An 18,578-nucleotide genomic window follows, 5' to 3' on the forward strand; every position below is an offset into this window, starting at 1 on the left:
ACTCATGAAAATTGTACTGCTGCAATCATAGATGGCAATTATCGATAGGTGATAAAACCTTACTATTGCAACGTTTTCTGTACGTGCGACCTGCAGCAGGGTAATTGTTAACTATGTTTCAATAGTAGTGAGCGATATCTGTGGATTGTTTGCCGGCGAAGAAGTCGGCAACAAGACGACAAGTACGAAGGGAATGCATGATGGCAGTTGAGGATACCGAGCTGAAGGCTGTGGCCGATCTCTTCCAGCTGGAAGGCGATGTGCGCAGCATCGAACCGTATGGCGATGGCCATATCAACGTGACCTACCTCGTCACCACGAGCGCACGCCGCTATATTCTGCAGAAGATGAACACCAGCGTCTTTCCGGACACCAAGGGTCTGATGCGCAACATCGAACTGGTCACCAGCTTCCTCAGGGAGCGCGGCCAGGAAACCCTCGACATCATTCCCACCAAGAGCGGCGAAACCTATGTGACCCGTGAATCCGGCGCATGGCGTGTATATGCCTTCATCGAGAACACCAAGTCATACAGCCTCGTGCCGAACGCGGATGTATTCCGTGAGTCCGGCCGCGCATTCGGTGAATTCCAGCAGACGCTGGCCGAGTTCGACGCCTCCCAGCTCACCGAGCCGATTGCCCATTTCCACGACACCCCGCATCGTTTCGCCGATTTCAAGGCCGCGCTCGCCGAGGATAAGCTCGGTCGCGCCGCCACCTGCCAGCGTGAAATCGACTTCTTCTTGAACCATGAGAATCAGTATTCAGTGGTGATGGATGGTCTCGCGGACGGTTCCATTCCGCTGCGCGTGACCCACAACGACACCAAGCTCAACAACATTTTGATGGATGCCGAAACCGGCAAGGCTCGCGCCATCATCGACCTCGACACCATCATGCCTGGCTCCATGCTCTTCGACTTCGGCGACTCGATTCGCTTCGGCGCCTCCACTGCCCTCGAGGACGAGCAGGACCTCGACAAGGTGCACTTCAGCACTGAGTACTTCCGCTCCTATACCGAAGGCTTCGTCGGTGCCGTGCGCGCAAGCGTCGCGCCGCGCGAGGGCGAGCTGTTCGCATTCGCCGGCAATTTGCTCACGATGGAATGCGGCATGCGCTTCCTTGCCGACTACCTGGCTGGCGACACCTACTTCGCCACCAAGTACCCGGAGCACAATCTGGTCCGCGCCCGCACGCAGATCAAACTGGTTGAGGAGATGGAAGCCAAGGCCGGCGAAATCAAGGCCATTGTGGCCGATGTGCTGGAAGGCGAGGCTCGCTGATGACCGCCGCAAACCTCGACAAGGTGTATGACTCCATCGACGCATTGGTTGCATTCGCCGAACGCAATCTGGGCTTGGACGAGCGCGACGCCGACTGGACGCGCAACAACATCTTCGCCCTGTTCGGCCTTGACTCCTACCGTGCGCCTGCCGCCTCGGCGTTCTCTGGTGGAGACTTGCCGTTGAGTGAGGGGGCCGCTCCTCTCTCGGTCCCCTCTGACGAGGGGGCTGGCAGCGAAGCTGACTGGGGGAGAGACAGCGATACTGATGAATCCGCCTTCGCCTACCCGGACGCCCTGATAGCCGGCTTCCGCGCCGCAGCCACAGAAGCCGGTCTGTTCGAGCCCGAAGAAGGCCCGGTTTACGCGGACATCATCATGGGTCTGCTCTCTGGAACACCGTCCTCCATCGAAGACAGCTTCGAGGAAGAGGAAGGCACGGACAGCGGCATGGAAGCCATGCACTGGTTTTACCGCTACTGCGTGGCCAATAACTACGTAAAGAAGGCGGTGCTTGACAAGAACCCGCGCTTCGACTCCCATGGTCTGGTGGTCACCATCAACCTGGCCAAGCCGGAGTTCAAGAACATGAAGAAGGCCGCTGCTGGCAATGCGGTGGCCGGTGGCTACCCGAAGTGCACAATCTGCCATGAGAATGAAGGCTTCGCCGGTCGCAACAAGCGCACATTGCGCACGATTCCGGTGACGCTCGGTGGCGAGCCCTGGTTCTGGCAGTTCTCCCCATACGGCTACTTCCACCAGCATGGCATCTGCGTGAACATGGAGCACACGCCGATGCACGTCGACCGTGACACGTTCGGCCATCTGCTCGACTTCGTGGACCGCTTCCCGGGTTACTTCCTCGGCTGCAACGCGGCACTGCCGCGTATCGGCGGCTCGGTGCTCGCCCATGATCACTATCAGGGCGGCGGCGAACTGCTGCCGATGCACAAGGCGGCTGCTTGGGCTACGTTCGAGGTGCCAGGCTACCCGGATGCCACAGTCGAGATTCTGGATTGGCCCGGTACTGCAGTGCGTGTGGTCTCCAAGAATCGCGACTCGATTATCGAGGCCAGCGACAAGATCCGCTTGGCTTGGCAGCAGTATGACGATGCGGCCGCGAACATCGCCAGCCATGACGCCGACGGCAACCGCCAATCCGCGGTCTCGCCGAGCGCCATCATCACCGAGCGCGGCTACGAGATGAGCCTCATCTTCCGCAACAATGCGATCAGCGAGGAGTATCCGGAGGGCATCTTCCACGCGCACCCCGAATTCTGGCCGATCAAGCAGGAACCGGTTGGTCTGATTGAGGCGCAGGGCCTGTTCATTCTACCCGGCCGCTTGGTTGATCAGCTTGGTCGGATCGAAGACGCGCTCGCAGCCGGTGAACCGTTGCCGGAATCGGTGAGCGAGTTCTCGCTGGAATGGGATGAGCTGACCGCCGCTCTGAACGGCAACCGCGACCGCGATGCCATCCATGCTGCTGTACAGGACGAGCTCGGCAGCGTATGCGAGCGAATCCTTGGCAACACCGCCGTGTTCAAGACCAAGGAACAGACGCGCACGTTCCTTGCCGATCTTGGCTTCATCGAAGCCTGAATCAGAACCTCATAAGCCCGGTTCCTCGTTCCTTCCTCGGGGGAGCCGGGCTTATGATATTGGGACTTTCCTATTGAAATCGTTGTTTGCATAGGAGGCAATATGAGCAGTGGGTTCGCTCTTCGCAATCTCAATAACAGCCGCGGCAGCGCTGCCGTGAGCGACTATGGCGCACACGTACTGCGTTGGCGTCCGGCTGACCAGAATGAAGACGTGGTATGGAGCCCTTCTTCGGTGATTTTGGCTGATAACAAGGCGATTGTCGGCGGTGTGCCAATTGTGTTCCCGTGGTTCGGCCCGGGATTCGCTGACGGCCATGGACTCGGCAAAAAGCCGAATCATGGTTTTGGCCGCATTCGCACTTGGCAGTTGGACGCTGAGTCCTTCAGCCATGAGTATGCGCATTACACGCTTGATTCCGCTGATCTTGAGCCCGGCGACGTGCCGTGGCTTGAGCCGGCCGAAGCAAACGAAAGCGCTCCGACTCCGCAATTCCATGCAGATTTCGAAGTACATGCCACCGATACGCTAACCATGACGCTGACCGTGGCCAACACGGGCACAGTGCCGTTCTCCTATGAGGCGGCGCTGCACACGTACTTCCATGTGAGCGATGTGTCTAACGTGCGTCTTGCTGGTTTGGGCGGTGCACACTACGCCGATGCCACCGATGGATTCAAGCCATGCGTGCAGTCCGACCCGGAGGTGACCTTCAATGGCACAGTGGATCGTGTCTATGAGTCCGATAGCACTCTCGAGCTGCATGACGCCGGATTACAGCGCACGATTCGCATCGCCAAGTCCGGTTCCCCGCAAACCGTGGTCTGGAATCCTGGCAAGCCGTACGGCACGTTTGTCAATGACGAGACTGCCGGCGAATGGCGTGGATTCATCTGCGCCGAAGCCGCCTCCTGCCGTGAACACGCGGTGGCACTGGCCCCTGGCGAATCCCATGCGCTTTCCCAGAGCTTGAGCGTGGCATAACGATTTGCTGCATTGCCTATAGCAATCCCCGCCCGATGGTTGTCGAGCGGGGATTGCTTATGTTATGGATTGCGGCTGCGATATTACCGCATCACTGACCTTGCCAAGGCTTCTGCGCGTTGGCGTCATCACCAGTGCTGGTAGATGAACCAGCTGATCCGGCAGGGGTTGAAGGAGCGCCATAAGTTGGGGTTTCCGGAGTGGATGGAGCTGCCTGCCCATAAGTCGGTGTTCCATAGGCTGGTGCCGGAGGAGCCGGGGCGTAAGTCTGCGGCTGTGGAACCGGAGTGCCATATTCAGGAGCCGACGCCTCAGGAGCGGGCACTGTGCCATTGAATCCCGGTGCTGGAGGCTGGGTGTTTGGGGCCGTCGGCGCGCCATACTGCGGGCCGTAGGGGTTGCCGTATGGGGCCTCCGGAGTGGCGGTCGGAGCTGCAGTGTAACCGGTCGGTGCGGGGTTCTTATCGAAGCGTGCGCCTTCAGGCTTGCTGTCCTGAGCCATGAACACGATGTACACAATGGCGGTAGCCAGAATAAGTATTAGGCCGACAACAATCAGGCCGATACCGCCGGCTGCGACGGCACCATAACCCTTGCTGTACGTGTCGCCGTAAGACATGCCTCCGATGCCACCGAAGATCGCGCCTGCGCCGCCGGCAATCATCAGAATGACGCCGACTACCAATGCGCCGTAATAGACGGCAACCCACCAGCCGGGACGGTTGGTGTCGTGCAGGCGGCGGACCGCGAGGGCGATGCTGGGCACGATGATGGCGAGAGACCACAAATCACCAAGGAATGCGAGCTTGTCATCTGTAATGTTGGCGAGAACGCCGAGTACGAAAGTGACGCCGCATTGTGCCAACGTCCACCACCAGAATTCGCTGCGGGAGGCACGGCCGGAGAACACGGCGTACTTCTTCCAGAAGCGCAGGAAGGCTTCCGGGAATGGGCAGCCATAGTATGGCTGATCCAGCGGAACCGTAGCCGCGCTCGGGGCTCCGGAGGCCGGAGTCGAGGTGGAGTAGACGGGTGCGGACTGCGGAGCGCCATACGGATTGGTGTTGTACTGGTTGCCGTAAGCGTTGTCGCCGTACTGGCTCGAGTAGGTGGGTTGAGCGTACTGCTGGCCATACTGCGGTTCGGTCGGCTGGGTCGGCTGACCATAGGCAGGGGTTTGCTGCGGCTGGGTGAAAGGGTTCTCGGAAGTGTACTGCTGCGCGGGCTGCTCGTATTGCGGCTGCTGCGCATCTGGCTGGCCATATTGCGGTTGGGCGTATTGCGGCTGACCGTACTGAGGCTGATCATACTGCGGCTGGGCGCCGTACTGTGGCTGCTGCGGTTGCGGGACTGGGACGTTATTGGGCGCTGGCACCTGTGGCAGCGGCGCGTTATTGTTGGGATCGGTCATTGATTCCCCTTTCATCAAAGACGATATCGTCAATGTCCATTCTTCCAGCTTTTCTGCGAAAACCAAGCAAATCAGCGGAACATTGTCTGAATTCTGCGTGCCTCTTTCCCGAGATTGCGCTGCAAAGGAGAAAACGCAGGATTGTTATGAAATCGATATCAAGCCAAGATGTGCGCTTTTGTGTGATTTGTTATCGTTAAACAAGACTTGCACACGACTTCGGCGACGAAGGCGGGAAGCAATGGAAGCTTCCGGTGCGAACATAAGGGGATAACGATGAACAACGACTACATGAGCATGAGCGTGAACAACGCATCCACCGACTTCCATGAGATTCGGGAAGACGATTCACAGGATTGGGCCGAACTCTTCAGCGGCCTCGCCTGCTAGTTTGCCCTGCCCATGCACTTTTCCGCGAATAGTACGCAAACTGTCCACTATTTAGCTCTTGGACGTACTATTCGCACGAAAAGTGAGTTCGGGGTTGGATGCATTGCAGCAGGGCCATGCGCGTCCGGCGCGCGCGGCACAATAGGGGATTATGACTGATGCTGAAAACACCAAACCTGAACTCCCCGCGAACGTTCGTGTTCGCTTCTGCCCCTCTCCGACCGGCACCCCGCACGTCGGCATGGTGCGTACCGCCCTGTTCAACTGGGCTGAGGCCCGCGCCACCGGCGGCAAGCTGATCTTCCGCATCGAAGACACCGACGCCGCACGTGACTCCGAGGAAAGCTACAACCAGATTCTTGAAGCCCTGCGCTGGCTGGGCATCGACTGGGATGAGGGCATCGATGTGGGCGGCCCCCACGGCCCATACCGCCAGTCCGAGCGTACTGACATCTACAAGGACGTCGCCGCCAAGCTGCTCGAAGCCGGCTACGCCTATGAATCCTTCTCCACTCCTGAGGAAATCAAGGAGCGCAACCTTGCCGCCGGCCGCCCGGCCGAGTTCGGCTACGACGGCTACGACCGCAACCTCACCGAAGAGCAGAAGGCCGCTTTCCGCGCTGAGGATCGCAAGCCAGCCCTGCGTATCCGCATGCCCGACGAAGACATCGCTTTCGACGATCTGATTCGTGGCACCATCGAATTCAAGGCCGGTTCCGTGCCGGACTACGTGATCGTGCGTCCGAACGGCGACCCGCTGTACACGCTCACCAACCCGGTGGACGACGCCATGATGGACATCAACGTGGTGCTGCGCGGCGAGGATCTGCTGAGCTCCACCCCGCGCCAGATCGTGCTGTACCGCTACCTCGAAGAGCTGGGCATCGCCAAGACCACCCCGCTGTTCGGCCACATGCCGTACGTGATGGGTCAGGGCAATAAGAAGCTCTCCAAGCGCGATCCGGAATCCAACCTGTTCAACCACCGCGACGCCGGCTTCATCCGTGAAGGCCTGCTCAACTACCTGGCTCTGCTCGGTTGGTCCATCGCTCCCGACCGCGATGTGTTCTCCATGGACGAGATGATCGCCAAGTTCGATGTACGCGACGTGAAGGCCAACCCGGCTCGCTTCGATCTGGACAAGGCCATCTCCATCAACGCCGAGCACATCCGCATGCTTGAGCCCGAGGACTTCCTGCGCCGCTCGGTGCCGTATCTGCACCGTGATGGCGTAGTTTCCGCTGACAATTGGGATGCGCTGACCGACCGCGAGCGTGAGGTCCTGACCGCTGCCGCTCCGCTGGTGCAGCCGCGCGTGCGTCTGCTTGGCGAAGTCGCCGGCATGGTGGGCTCCCTGCTCTCCACTGAGGAGTACCTGGAACCGGCCGCCGACGCTCGCAAGCAGCTCAAGGAATCCGCCGGCGAAGTGCTCGACGCCGCCATCGCCGCACTGGAAGGCGTGGATGAGGCTGATTGGAAGACCGACAACCTGCACGAGACTCTGAACAAGGCTCTGGTGGAAGACGGTGGCTACAAGCCGCGTCTGGCCTTCGGCCCGGTGCGTGTGGCCATGTCCGGCCGCCGCGTCTCCCCGCCGCTGTTCGAGTCCATGGAAATCGTCGGCAAGCCGATTTCCATCGCTCGTCTGAAGGGCCTTCGCAAGCACCTGTGATCCTTTTGAGAGTCTCCCTCTGATGAGCCGAGCTGTAAAGAAAACACCGGAGGTATTTTCAGGCGAGGGCGAACGACAGTGAGCCAGTATGAAGTCAGCTGAAAGCTATCTTTAATTGCGTTCGAGGTGGCGCGCGAAGCGCGACGGAGGGAGAGAAGGCGGGCGTCTGTTTCAAGCAGATGCCCGTCTTTTTGATGTGATGAATGACGAATGAAGATTAATTGAGTTCTTCAGTGAAACTATTGCTTGGCGTCCAAAACGTTGCAATTCCGCGCGACACGCCGTAAGTTGCGTGAGGGTGAATAGTTGCGTATATTTATCACTCGTTGCGCGGTTCGCCGAGCAGCCGGTTGAAAAACTGAATATGCCCCCATCGTCTAGCGGTCTAGGACTACGCCCTCTCACGGCGCCAACACCGGTTCAAATCCGGTTGGGGGTACGACGAACAACTCCTCGGAGTTGCTACGCCAAGCCAAATTGGGATGTGGTGTAATTGGCAACACAGCTGATTCTGGTTCAGCCATTCTTGGTTCGAGTCCAGGCATCCCAGCCAATGACCCTCGCTGATGCGAGGGTTTTTTGTTTTCCCGGGAATGTGTGACAAGTTCCTTGACCGGGTGAGAGATCTGAGAACAAAGGAGATCGAAGTATGTCCGCTGAGCAGCAGACTGCACCAGCAAACAACGCCAACGCAACCAACGACGGTGCACAGAAAAAGCACATGTCTAAGGTGGCCGTCGCCATTATCGCCGTGGTAGTCGTGGCCATTATCGTCGTTGCCGGTGTATTCGGCTTCCGTGCTTACTCCGACGCCCAATACAACAACGCGGTCGCCGCCTGTGCCGCAGCTTCCGAAAACGTGCGTAACGCCACCAACGATTACAACAACCTGGTCAATGGTGATGCATCCGAGGCGGCGTCCCTCACCAGGAAGGATGTGAAGGATGCCTCTGCGCTGGATGCCCTCAACAAGGAGCTAAGCGTGGAACTGCCGGTGTATGAAGGCTGCGTGGCCGACGATACCGCAGGCTTCAAGTCCGCCACTGACAAGCTCAACGAACAGGCCGATTGGTACAAGGCTCATACCACCTCCCTCAAGAAGGCTGTGGATGCTGTGAACGCTTCCAAGAAGTAAGCGTTTCCAGCTGAGCAATTATGGTGAAGGCCGCATTCCGAAGTTTTTTGGGGGTGCGGCCTTATGCAATGAATCGTAGATAGGTGCGGTCGTCGAACGAATCGTAGCCTTTGACGAAACCCTTGGTGGACTGATATTCATTGATGAGTTCTGGATCATCACGCTTGAGCCGCTGCAATTCGCTTTCGCTGGCGCTGAGCGTAGGCCGCAGTATCGGATAGCCATCGGAGGCGAGCGCCACTTCGTCGCCGGGATTCACGGGCACTGTGCGAATCGGGTATGTCGGGTCCGTGAATCCATCGAACACAAAATACCCATAAGGGCCGCGCACATTGGCAAACCGGGATTGCAGACGCAGGAATGGCAGAATCATGTCGCGGGCGGGGTCGCTGCTGTTCAGAGCGCTGCCGGCTTCAGCGGTGCTGGCAGATGATTGTTGCTTGCGCAAAGCAAGCGCAGTGAACGCGCGCAGCTCGCCCAGAAGTTCATCCACACGCTTGACTGTGGGAATCTGCTGACCATTGACCATGATTTGGCAGTCTCCAAATAGCCATGCCTCACGATGGTATGCACTATAAATCACCGTATTGGCCTGCAGCCGTTCGATGGGCTCACGAGTGAGGATGTCGTAATAGTCGCGCTCATGATAGGCCTGCTGGAAGCGCGCATCGATTGCCTGCTGGGTCTCGCGCATCGTGGAAGTTGCGGACATCTTGGCAATGGTCTCAAGCGCGAGGCTTTTAGCGACCACTCCGCCGCTGGGTTGCCACAGATGTCGGATGCTTTTGCTGGTCACGCCATCCACCACCGCCGCGAATCCATCTGTGACGATGAGTCCATCCTCGTTGCGCGACTGATCCGACCGTTTACCTTGGCAGAACTGCTCGATAATGCGCATGATGAACCTCCTTTATGTTGAGGCGACGATGAATGGGAATTGTTTGAAATTCTCCGTGAGTTCATCTGTGATTCGCTAGTCGCGCATAGATCGGTAACGCACGTTCGCTATATCTGATCGTAATACCGATGAGGCTAGGAAAAGGAATAATCATGCAGTCGAACAACAATCATCAGGAATCACATCATAACGACGCGTACTTCGGCGGCGAGCATCAGTACGACGCCTACATGTACGCCGAATACGGCATCGAGTGCTGATTGCCCTCGATAAACGTACGCCGATTGTTCCTCAACGTACGTTTGATGAGGTAAAGGACGGAATTATTTGCTGTCCGTAATCCAGCGGGCATCAGAGTGGATGTAGGGCAGCATCATGGCGATGACTGCGGCGAGGCAGACGATCATCACCATCAAAATCATGTCTTCATGACCGCGCGTCTGCAGTGTGGCGCCGGTCAATGCGCCGAGCGCCAAAGCGAGCATCACAATGGCACGGCGGCCAAGTTTGGACTGCTCATGGCCATGTGCGGACGTATCGGCGACGATGCCGGTCAGCGTCATCGTCAACACAGTCGTAGGCAAATCAGGCACTGAAAGCTTGCGTGCCGTGGAATTCTGGATGCCCATGGCCGGGGCGAGCAGCACAATCAGCAGAATGATATGCAGATCAATATGCCTTGCGGTAGGAAAGTTCAGACTGGGCTGCGCGGCGCGAGCGATGGCTGAGGCATCGGTGCCGCCCATCGATGGCTCGGGTGCGAACTGGTTGAGCAGATAGATGCCGACCAGAGCAGCGACCACAAATGCCAGCTGGATGGCTGTGGATACCAGCAGATGGCGTGCGCGATTGGCGCCAAAATAATGAATAATGCGCCCGCCGATAAACGCGCCAATCATGAACGTGGCCAGCGTAAGCGCCGAAGTCCACCAAACGAAGCCTTGCGCGTGGGCGAACGCGAAACCGAGGAACACGATGTTGCCGGTCACGTTGGCCACGAACACATGGCCCAGCGCCAAGTAACTTAAGGCATCCACCAGCCCGGCGACGAACGTGAGAATGACCAGCGCCGGCGAAAGCAGACCGTACTGGTCATCCTTGCGGGGAATCAGCGTGCGTCCTGCTTCGGCAAGGTGTGAATTCATGGTGTTCGGGGCTTTCTTCGGTTGGTGGTTGTTCTGCTGTGCAATCCGAATGTGAACAATATCATGCTGTGTTCTCTAATGATGTGTGCGTGCTGCCGATGAAGTGGCGGTACAGTGCTGTTTGTCGGCGTCGACGGAATCAACGACGCCGGAGAAACGCACATTCATTATGTGGTGTTTATGGGTGTTGGTGATTCCGTACGGCTGACGAGAACTGTACGAGAGTCGAAAGGATCCACCTGCATGGCCACCGTCAAGCAGTCTTCCGGAAACCGCTGGACCAGCGCAATCATTCCCGCACTGTTGATACATATCCCGATCGGTACCGTCTACTGCTGGAGTGTATTCAAGCAGCTCATCGCCGATCAGCTGCACGTCAGTTCTGCATCGGTGGAGTGGGGTTTCTCGCTTGCGATCTTCTTCCTTGGCATGTCCGCGGCGTTCGCCGGCCCCGATGGTGGAGAAGGATATTAAGAAATCCGCGCTGGTTTCGATGATCTGCTTCGTGGTTGGCTTTGCAGGCACCGGTGTGAGCATCGCTTTGGGATTCCTCCCGGGCGTGTTCATTTGCTATGGCGCGATTATGGGCGTGGGCCTCGGCGTGGGGTATCTGACGCCGGTCAAGAATCTGATGCTTTGGTTCGCCGATAATAAAGGACTGGCCACAGGCGTTGCCGTTGCGGGATTCGGTCTTTCCAAAGCTCTCGCAAGCCCGGCGATGGAATGGCTGATTGGTGCCGTGGGTCTTGTGGGCATGTTCTATGTGCTCGCCGCGGTATATGCGGTGATGATGTTCGTCGGATTCCTGCTGATTCGTCGCCCGGCAGGGTGGACGTATGATCCTGTGGCCTCGCATGTTAGTCGCGTATCGATTCTGAAGAAGCCGGTGTTTTGGGGCATTTGGATCGCGTTCTATATCAATATCACCTGTGGCCTGGCGCTGATCAGCCAGGAGAAGGATATTCTCCACGATGTGCTGCAGGCTTTGCCGCAGTACGCATTGCTGAATACTGCTGATTTTGCTGCTGCGATTGCCGGTGTAATCGGTTTGGTACTTGCCGTGGACTCAGTGTTCAACACTGCCGGTCGCGTGGGATTCTCCGCACTGTCCGATTATCTTAAGCGTCGCGAAAGCGTGTATCAGGTGATTTTCGTGATGTCGATCGCCGTATGCGTGCTTCAGTTGGTGATTAACAGCATCGACAACGCACTGTTGTGGGCTGTGCTCGCCATGCTGTTCCTTGTTAACGCCGGCTATGGCGGTGGTTTCTCCACGCTGCCGGTGCTGTTGGATCAGCATTTTGGCACTAAAACCGTGTCCACCACGCACGGTTTGACGCTCAGCGCGTGGGCATTCGCGGGATTGTCCGGCAACCAGCTGGCATCATTCGTGGTGACGCATGCGCCGGATCAAGCGCATCGGTATGCGGCATTGATTCCGGTGCTGACTGTGCTGTTCGTGGTGGCGCTTACGAGTGTTACTGCGGTAAAGATTGCAGGCAAGCGCGGTACGAAGTGAAAGAAAAAGAGAGCCCCGAGTGAGAATTGGACTCACGACCTCTTCCTTACCAAGGAAGTGCTCTACCACTGAGCTATCGGGGCGATGATTCGCTGTCCGTTAGACAACTTGCACAAGAATACACGCAATCGCATATTACGCAAGTCGACGCTTGTGTTGGGGGTGCGGCGCTTTGACTCGTCGTGCTCCTTGCCCTTTGCGATGCCGTGGGGCGTCGCGATTGAACTGCAGGACGGAGAGCGGAGGAAGTCTGCAAGAGTGATGAGTGTGCACAAAAGCGCATAATTGGCCGATTAGCAATTTCGTACCATCCGAATGTGGCGTGAAAGTGCATTTTTTGGAGGTTGCGCATTTTCGTACCATGAAAACCGTTGATATTTCGTTACTGCTGAATGCGCTTGTAAAGGGTGCTGTGGTACGTCATTGCAAAACGGCCAAAAATGCGCGATTGTGCACGGCATTCTGGGGCATTTGCTTCTCAAGACCTTGTGCGAGTAACAAAAAAGGGCTCTGGCAAAAGCCAAAACCCTGATGGCGGAGGATACGAGACGCCGACTTTCACGCCCTTTCGTCCTTACTGCTGACAGGCGTTTCATGTTTTGACGGTTCCGTGGACTCATCTTCGCGCTCATTTGATGTATTTTGATGGGAAGCCATTCCTGTATCACACTGCCAGTGCATCGACGAGGAGTCTCAGTCACTCGTGGGATGGCTGCGATGGGGTGAGGATGCGCCATGTGCCGCGTCTGTCCGAACCGATGCGCTCGATCGTTCCGGATTCCCGTAGCGCTTGGAAACCTCTTCGGACCGTGGAATAGGACACGTTCAGAATGTCTGCTGCCCCATGGTAGGTAATAGCCGGGTTTTCGCGAATCAGGTCGAGGATAAGTTGCTCCCTGGAAGGTGCTTGTACCTGTTCATATTCCTGCTCATGAGGGTCGTTTACCTGTTCATTTTCCTGCTCATGGAGACCATTTACAGTTTCATCTGGGTCATTTTCCTGCTCATGAAGGTCATGTACAGTCTCATTCGGGTCACGTGCGGTTTCATCACGGATCGTCGCGTCGCCTTCGGCGGTACCTCCCTCCACCCAGCGTACAGGGACAAATGCCTCGAACACGTCGCCGTCGTCGAGCACAGGATCCTTGCCGGAGTAGGGTTTCGAATACTTGTACAGGTTACGCATGCCGCTGCCGAGTTCGTCGGCCAGACCTATGTTGCGGAAGAACTTCGCGATGAACGGATTCTTGGATACTGGTTTGAAACTCGTGATGGCGAGCTGACCTTGGAAAATGGCTTTGGAAGCGTTCTCTGTGTGGATACCGTCGTTAAGGATGAGGAACTTGGCCGGGTAGGGGCTGACGAACTCGCGGTGGATCATCAGATTCGAGACCAGCTCGCGGATGATGATGTCGCGAGGGCTCACGGTCTGGTCGCCTTCCAGCATGAACCGATCAGGCAGGTACCATTTCGCAAACTCGGAGATCTGCGCCTGCGCCTCGATCAGGTTCGTGGTCACGATGAGCCGGTCGTCGTAGCGGTCCAGGTTCTCGCGGCGCACGATCACGTCGGTCTTGTAGGCGGGCGCGATGCGTGAGATGACCTCGTCCTTGCCGAGCAGCATCACGGCGGCGAGGTTGAAGCCCTCCTCGCCGGTGTCGTAGTTGACGCCGTACAGGTCGGCGCTGCGCATCAGCTCCATGTCGTCCATTTCGGCCCACGGGTGGCCGGGCGTCTTCAACGCGGCCATCTTGCGCACGCGCGGCAGCAGGTCGAATCGGAAGTCGGATGGCTTGAGGTACCGGTATACGCGCTGTTCGCTGAAGTGGTTCTGTTTGCGGATATGCATCTGCGCGATTTGCGTCTCGCTGGTGATGCGCCGATCCACGTCGGCCACACGGTCATAGATCACGTGCTTGAAGCTGACGACGGCGGGGCCGGCGGGGACCCACACGCGGATCACGAGCTTGCCGTCGTATTCGATGCGTTCGGTCTCGATGGCTGGCGCGACGTTGAACAGTTTGGGGTTGCCGACCACGTTCACGAGATTGCGCTCGATGGCGATGGCCTGACCGCGATCAACGCCTTCGACGGTGCCGTCGTTGAGCACGCCGAGGTAGATCGACCCGCCGAATCGGTTGTTGAACGAGCATACCGTCTCGAACGTGTCCATCTCGGGCTGGACGCCGCAGCGTTTGAACTCGACCGAGATGTTCTCGCCGCGCTTGAGTATCGGATTCAGTTCTGTGGCGTCCATTAGGCCTCCTTGACTGATTCAGTATTTTCGATGCTGAATCGAATCGTGTCCGAAACCGCTCAATAAATTGAAACAATAAGCAAAAACCCCGAAATCGTAACGACTTCGGGGTGATGGCGGAGGATACGAGATTCGAACTCGTGAGGCTGTTACACCAACACGCTTTCCAAGCGTGCGCCATAGACCACTAGGCGAATCCTCCATGCACTGCAGTGTTTGCTAGAAGCAAGCTCCGTAGGCAACTCGAATAAGCTACCATAGCTCGCGGAAAAATGCATATTCGGCGTGTCGCGTTAGTGCTGTTGGGCTCGCGCGACGAGGCGCACTAACGCGACTGCAAACCGCTTATCTGTAAACAAATTCGGACGGTTGCATGAATTCTTGATAAGTGAGGAACGCCTCCACGCGTAATCAACCTAGGCTGGTCAACCATGCGAGGAGAAGTGCAAAGCGACGGTTATGCTCACGGTAGGGGTTCGAAATTGTTGGCGGAGGATACGAGATTCGAACTCGTGAGACAAGCGCTCTCTTGCGGCGGCATGACGTGGCATTGGTTGGGTGCTCGTCGTCCGTCCACGCTGACAGAAGCACTCAGAGTTCGCTTTCTGCCATATGTGCTCATCATCGTAATTGCATGGTTGCCCTGGCTTATCCTCACTTGGCCTGGCTCCATGCGCGACGACACCCTCGCGCAATACCTCCAAGCCTCCGGCATTCATCACTATTACACGCAACATCCGCTGTTCGATACGCTGATCTTCAAGCTCTTCTGGGATGCTGGCCGCGTACTTTTCGGCACGCCGCTCGCCGGTCAGGCCATCTACACCATCGTTCAAACTGCAGCGCTCGCCGCCGGTAGTGCATTTCTGCTGTGCTATATCCGCAAAATCGGCACCCCGCGATGGGTGAGAATATTCAGCCTGATATATCTCGCGACCAGCTACGTGGTGGTCGGTTCCATCGCCACCATGGGCAAAGATTCGCTGCACACGGTGTTCTTCCTGCCGTTTGCTGTGATATTCGCAGAGGTCTGCCGTACGAAAGGTGCAGTGCTGCGCAGAATGCCGGTGGCCATAGTCTTCACTGTACTGATGTTCGCTGCCATCGCGTCTAAGCGAACAGCTCTGGTGATCGTGCTGTACACCGGCATCGGCATGATTGCTGCATGTGCCGGTCGTTCACAAGGTTCCATATCTTGGCGTGCAAGCAATCGATTCCGCGCATTCGTATGCCTCGTCATCGCCATCATCGCAGCCCAAGCTCTCTGGTCGCCACTTGCAGCCGCCGCAACACAGGCGAACCATTCACCCGGGCGCGAAGTATGGGGATTGATCACCCAGCCAGTCGCCCAGGTCGCGCACGATGATCCAACAGCCATCAGCAACTCTCAGCGCAACAGTCTCAATGCCATCATGGATTTGGATAAAGCGGCCGCCAACATCGAACCGCAGCGCACGAATGAAACATTCGCCACGTTGTATACCAAATCCGAGCCGGGGCACCCATTGCCGACCGCATCTCAAAAAACCGCGGCGCTCGCAACATGGGTTCAGCTCGGTGCCGCAAATCCAAGTGAATATGTGAAGGCCTACGCCGGTGTGATGCGCGGATGGTGGGATCCGCTCAGGAACTTTGCCTACCCAACCGATTCCGACTACCTGTTCACACCAGGATACTTGAAGCAATGGGCATCATTTTTGCCGGCAGAGGTAGGGGAGAAAGCGAGCGATGCGGTCGCGAGCACTGAATCGACGACTGCAGCACAGCGACTGCGCACCATCAAACGCGATCTTGCCCCGCTGATGGGCACGTCGCGCAAGCCGCAGTGGAAGCATGATGTGCTGCAGTCCATTCACCGCTGGGTGCGTGCGGACAATCCGCTGACTGCAATGGCCTTGTATGTGACTTGGATTCCGCTCGGTCTGGGTATCGCACTGATCGTGCAGGCTATTCGGCGGAAGCAACGTGCGCGAGGCGAGGATAAAGGTGATGCGTTGTCGGCAGGCATAGCCGGAGACGGTCATGATGATGGACAGTATGGCAGTACCGTTCAGAGGTCTGCCGGATTTACGCCGGCTCAGGCGCTCGCCGCCTATGGTCTGCTGATGTTCACCGTGCTGTCGCTCTATGCCTCGCCCGAAGCGCTGTTCTGGTATCCGATTCCGGTGTATTTCACGCTGCCGTTGTTTGTGGCAACGGCGTTCACATTGCGGGAAAGGAAGTGACGCTGAGCCACCTATGGTCAAATAGTGAGACAATTTTCAACAATATCTGATGCAAACAGTGCCTTAATTACCTCGCACTATCAAAAAAATCAAGACTGTTCTTCAAAAATTTTTTCTGTATTTTGTGAAGTTGGTTTTGGTTGAAGACCATTCATAGAGAGAGGAATATGGCATGGTTCGTCGCGCCCGCGTACAGTCTGCTGCACAATCCGCTGAGCATAACAGCGTGAGTCAGCTGCGGGTTTTGGCTGCCATTGCATTCCTGTTTGCTCTCGTCATCGCGACTGTCGCACCTGCAGTGGTCGCTGTGCCGCAGGCATTCGCCGATAGCAACACCACTTCCAGCTCGTCCAGCAGTGTGGACTATGCCACCTGGGCTGACATTTCCAAGGCGATGGATAAGCAGCTGAAGGAAGGCCAGAAGACCTATAAGGATGGCAACACCGCTGGTTCTACCTCGGCTTTCATGTCCGCCTACAACCAGATTTACGTGGCTTCGAACTTCACCGCCGTGGTGCACGACACCATCGGCGCAGACAAGCAGCTCGCTCAGCAGCAAGCATTCCAAAGCATTCAGAATCTCTCCTACACCCCGGGCAACGATGATCAGATTTCTCAGCAGATCGACGCGTTGACCGCCGATCTCGACGCCACAGCCCAGCAGCTCGACGCCAACACATCGCTCGCCAAGCCGAAGGCCTACGCCGAAGCCCTGCAGAAGCAGCTGGCCAAGGAGCGCAAGGAGCTCGACGCCAAAAAGAAGAAGAACCCAGGCAAGGGCAACCGCTCCTGGACCGATGTGGCCAATGAGATGACCCCGATTCTCGACAATGCCTACAAGGCCTATGCAGCCGGCGACGGCGCCAAAGGCGCCACGCTGGTGAACAACGCTTACTACCAGTACTACGAGAAGCTTGGCTTCGAAAAGAACGTGATGAACGCCATCAGTGGCGATCGCGTCTCGCAGGTGGAATATCAGTTCAAGATGTGCCGCAAGTCCATGAACACCGGCGCATCCCTGAAAGACACCAAGAAGCTGATTGACGACTTGAAGGCCATGCTGGTCAAGGATGCCGGCATCCTCGACGGTGGCGCCGCCGATAAGGAAGGCGGCTTCACCAAGTTCATCACCAGCGCGGTCGGCCAGGCGTTTCTGATTCTGATTCGTGAAGGTCTCGAGGCCCTGCTCGTGGTGGCTGCTGTGGTGGCCTACCTCGTCAAGTCCGGCAACAAGCGCTTCACCAAGTGGATTTACGTGGGTGTGCTTGCCGGTCTTGCCGGCTCCGGCATCATCGCCGTGATCTTCACTTTGCTGTTCGGCGGCTCCGGCCCGCAGCAGGAAATCATGGAGGGCATCTGCGCGCTGATTGCCATGGGCATGCTGCTGTGGACCAGCAATTGGATGCTCAACAAGTCTTCCGTGGAAGCGTGGAACCGCTACATCAAGAACAAGACCGAGGCTGCCGTCAAGTCCGTCTCCTCACAGGTTGAGGCCGGCGAAAAGGTGGCATTCGGCACGATTGTGTCGCTTGCCATGCTGAGCTTCCTCGCCGTGTTCCGTGAGGGCGCCGAAACCGTGATCTTCTACCAGTCCATCTACTCGATGAGCCAGGATTCGCAAGGCATGTGGACCGGTGGCATTGCTGCGGCCGTGGTGCTGGTGATCATCTTCCTGATTATTCGCTTCACCTCCGTCAAGATTCCGATTGGCCCGTTCTTCCTGGTCACATCGATTCTGATGTCCGTGCTCGTGGTCGTCTTTGCGGGCGGCGGCGTGCACGCACTGATCGAAGGTGACGCACTGCCCGCCAACTACCTGCAGGGCGTTCCTACCAATGATTGGCTTGGCTTCTACCCGTACGTCGAATGCATTGTGGCTCAGGTGCTTGCCGCCATTGCAGTGATTGCACTGTTTGTGGTCGGCTTCATCAAGCAGCGCAAGCTGAAGGCATCGGCTGCAAAGTAACTACAGACTTGCGGCACGGCCTTGGATGCCATCCAATCCGAGTCGCGCAAATCAATAATTCAATAGCAAACGTGAATCCCGATTCACCAGAG

The 18,578-nt window shown here is 57.2% G+C and carries 11 protein-coding genes, 4 tRNA genes and 1 pseudogene; 10 read left to right on the forward strand and 6 right to left on the reverse strand.

Annotation, left to right across the window (positions count from 1 at the left end; all coding sequences use genetic code 11):
* The first annotated feature begins 200 nt into the window (after positions 1–200).
* The 3 genes from CSQ86_RS01005 to CSQ86_RS01015 all read left to right on the forward strand — a co-directional run bounded on the left by CSQ86_RS01005 (position 201) and on the right by CSQ86_RS01015 (position 3,868).
* Complete coding sequence (locus CSQ86_RS01005; RefSeq protein WP_100493298.1) at positions 201–1,283, forward strand: phosphotransferase enzyme family protein; 1,083 nt, start codon at positions 201–203, stop codon at positions 1,281–1,283.
* Positions 1,283–2,884: a UDP-glucose--hexose-1-phosphate uridylyltransferase gene (locus CSQ86_RS01010; RefSeq protein WP_100493299.1), complete on the forward strand. Its 1,602-nt coding sequence runs from the start codon at positions 1,283–1,285 to the stop codon at positions 2,882–2,884. The genes CSQ86_RS01005 and CSQ86_RS01010 overlap by 1 nt, the downstream gene beginning before the upstream one ends.
* Before the next feature lie 102 nt (positions 2,885–2,986).
* Positions 2,987–3,868 carry a D-hexose-6-phosphate mutarotase gene (locus CSQ86_RS01015; protein ID WP_100493300.1) on the forward strand — a complete coding sequence of 294 codons (882 nt, stop codon included), beginning with the start codon at positions 2,987–2,989 and terminating at the stop codon, positions 3,866–3,868.
* 91 nt (positions 3,869–3,959) lie between these two features.
* Here CSQ86_RS01015 and CSQ86_RS09980 read toward each other — a convergent pair whose 3' ends face one another.
* Complete coding sequence (locus CSQ86_RS09980; protein WP_100493301.1) at positions 3,960–5,279, reverse strand: DUF805 domain-containing protein; 1,320 nt, start codon at positions 5,277–5,279, stop codon at positions 3,960–3,962.
* Positions 5,280–5,820: 541 nt separating this feature from the next.
* Between CSQ86_RS09980 and gltX the strand changes: the two genes are divergently transcribed.
* The 4 genes from gltX (at position 5,821) to CSQ86_RS01045 (ending at position 8,476) form a co-directional block, all read left to right on the forward strand.
* On the forward strand, positions 5,821–7,341 hold the full coding sequence (gene gltX / locus CSQ86_RS01025) for a glutamate--tRNA ligase (protein ID WP_100493302.1): 1,521 nt from the start codon (positions 5,821–5,823) through the stop codon (positions 7,339–7,341).
* Between the two features lie 366 nt (positions 7,342–7,707).
* Positions 7,708–7,780, forward strand: a tRNA-Glu gene (locus CSQ86_RS01030).
* 39 nt (positions 7,781–7,819) lie between these two features.
* Positions 7,820–7,894, forward strand: a tRNA-Gln gene (locus CSQ86_RS01035).
* Between the two features lie 96 nt (positions 7,895–7,990).
* A complete protein-coding gene (locus CSQ86_RS01045) occupies positions 7,991–8,476 on the forward strand; it encodes a hypothetical protein (protein ID WP_100493303.1) in 486 nt (161 codons plus the stop codon).
* Positions 8,477–8,537: 61 nt separating this feature from the next.
* Here the strand turns inward: CSQ86_RS01045 and CSQ86_RS01050 are convergent, their stop codons facing one another.
* Both CSQ86_RS01050 and CSQ86_RS01055 read right to left on the reverse strand, forming a co-directional pair.
* On the reverse strand, positions 8,538–9,374 hold the full coding sequence (locus CSQ86_RS01050) for a hypothetical protein (protein WP_100493304.1): 837 nt from the start codon (positions 9,372–9,374) through the stop codon (positions 8,538–8,540).
* Positions 9,375–9,697: 323 nt separating this feature from the next.
* Positions 9,698–10,519: a YoaK family protein gene (locus tag CSQ86_RS01055; protein WP_100493305.1), complete on the reverse strand. Its 822-nt coding sequence runs from the start codon at positions 10,517–10,519 to the stop codon at positions 9,698–9,700.
* Between the two features lie 243 nt (positions 10,520–10,762).
* Here CSQ86_RS01055 and CSQ86_RS01060 point away from each other — a divergent pair.
* Positions 10,763–12,038: pseudogene (locus tag CSQ86_RS01060) on the forward strand (OFA family MFS transporter).
* An 11-nt stretch (positions 12,039–12,049) separates the two neighbouring features.
* On the opposite strand, the gene CSQ86_RS01065 reads toward CSQ86_RS01060, so the two are convergent.
* The 3 genes from CSQ86_RS01065 to CSQ86_RS01075 form a co-directional block, all read right to left on the reverse strand.
* A tRNA-Thr gene (locus CSQ86_RS01065) sits at positions 12,050–12,121 on the reverse strand.
* A 614-nt stretch (positions 12,122–12,735) separates the two neighbouring features.
* The gene (locus CSQ86_RS01070; RefSeq protein WP_100493306.1) at positions 12,736–14,295 is read right to left on the reverse strand and encodes an AlbA family DNA-binding domain-containing protein; all 1,560 of its coding nucleotides are present in this window, start codon (positions 14,293–14,295) and stop codon (positions 12,736–12,738) included.
* A gap of 114 nt (positions 14,296–14,409) precedes the next feature.
* Positions 14,410–14,497: transfer RNA gene (locus CSQ86_RS01075), tRNA-Ser, on the reverse strand.
* Positions 14,498–14,834: 337 nt separating this feature from the next.
* Between CSQ86_RS01075 and CSQ86_RS01080 the strand changes: the two genes are divergently transcribed.
* Both CSQ86_RS01080 and CSQ86_RS01085 read left to right on the forward strand, forming a co-directional pair.
* Entirely contained in the window at positions 14,835–16,520 is a 1,686-nt protein-coding gene (locus CSQ86_RS01080; RefSeq protein WP_133119259.1) for a DUF6020 family protein, read from the forward strand.
* Between the two features lie 172 nt (positions 16,521–16,692).
* Positions 16,693–18,486, forward strand: coding sequence for an FTR1 family iron permease (locus CSQ86_RS01085; protein WP_100493308.1), 1,794 nt, complete (start codon positions 16,693–16,695; stop codon positions 18,484–18,486).
* Positions 18,487–18,578 lie beyond the last annotated feature (92 nt).

This window comes from Bifidobacterium felsineum, assembly GCF_002802915.1.
In the GTDB taxonomy this organism is placed as follows: domain Bacteria; phylum Actinomycetota; class Actinomycetes; order Actinomycetales; family Bifidobacteriaceae; genus Bifidobacterium; species Bifidobacterium felsineum.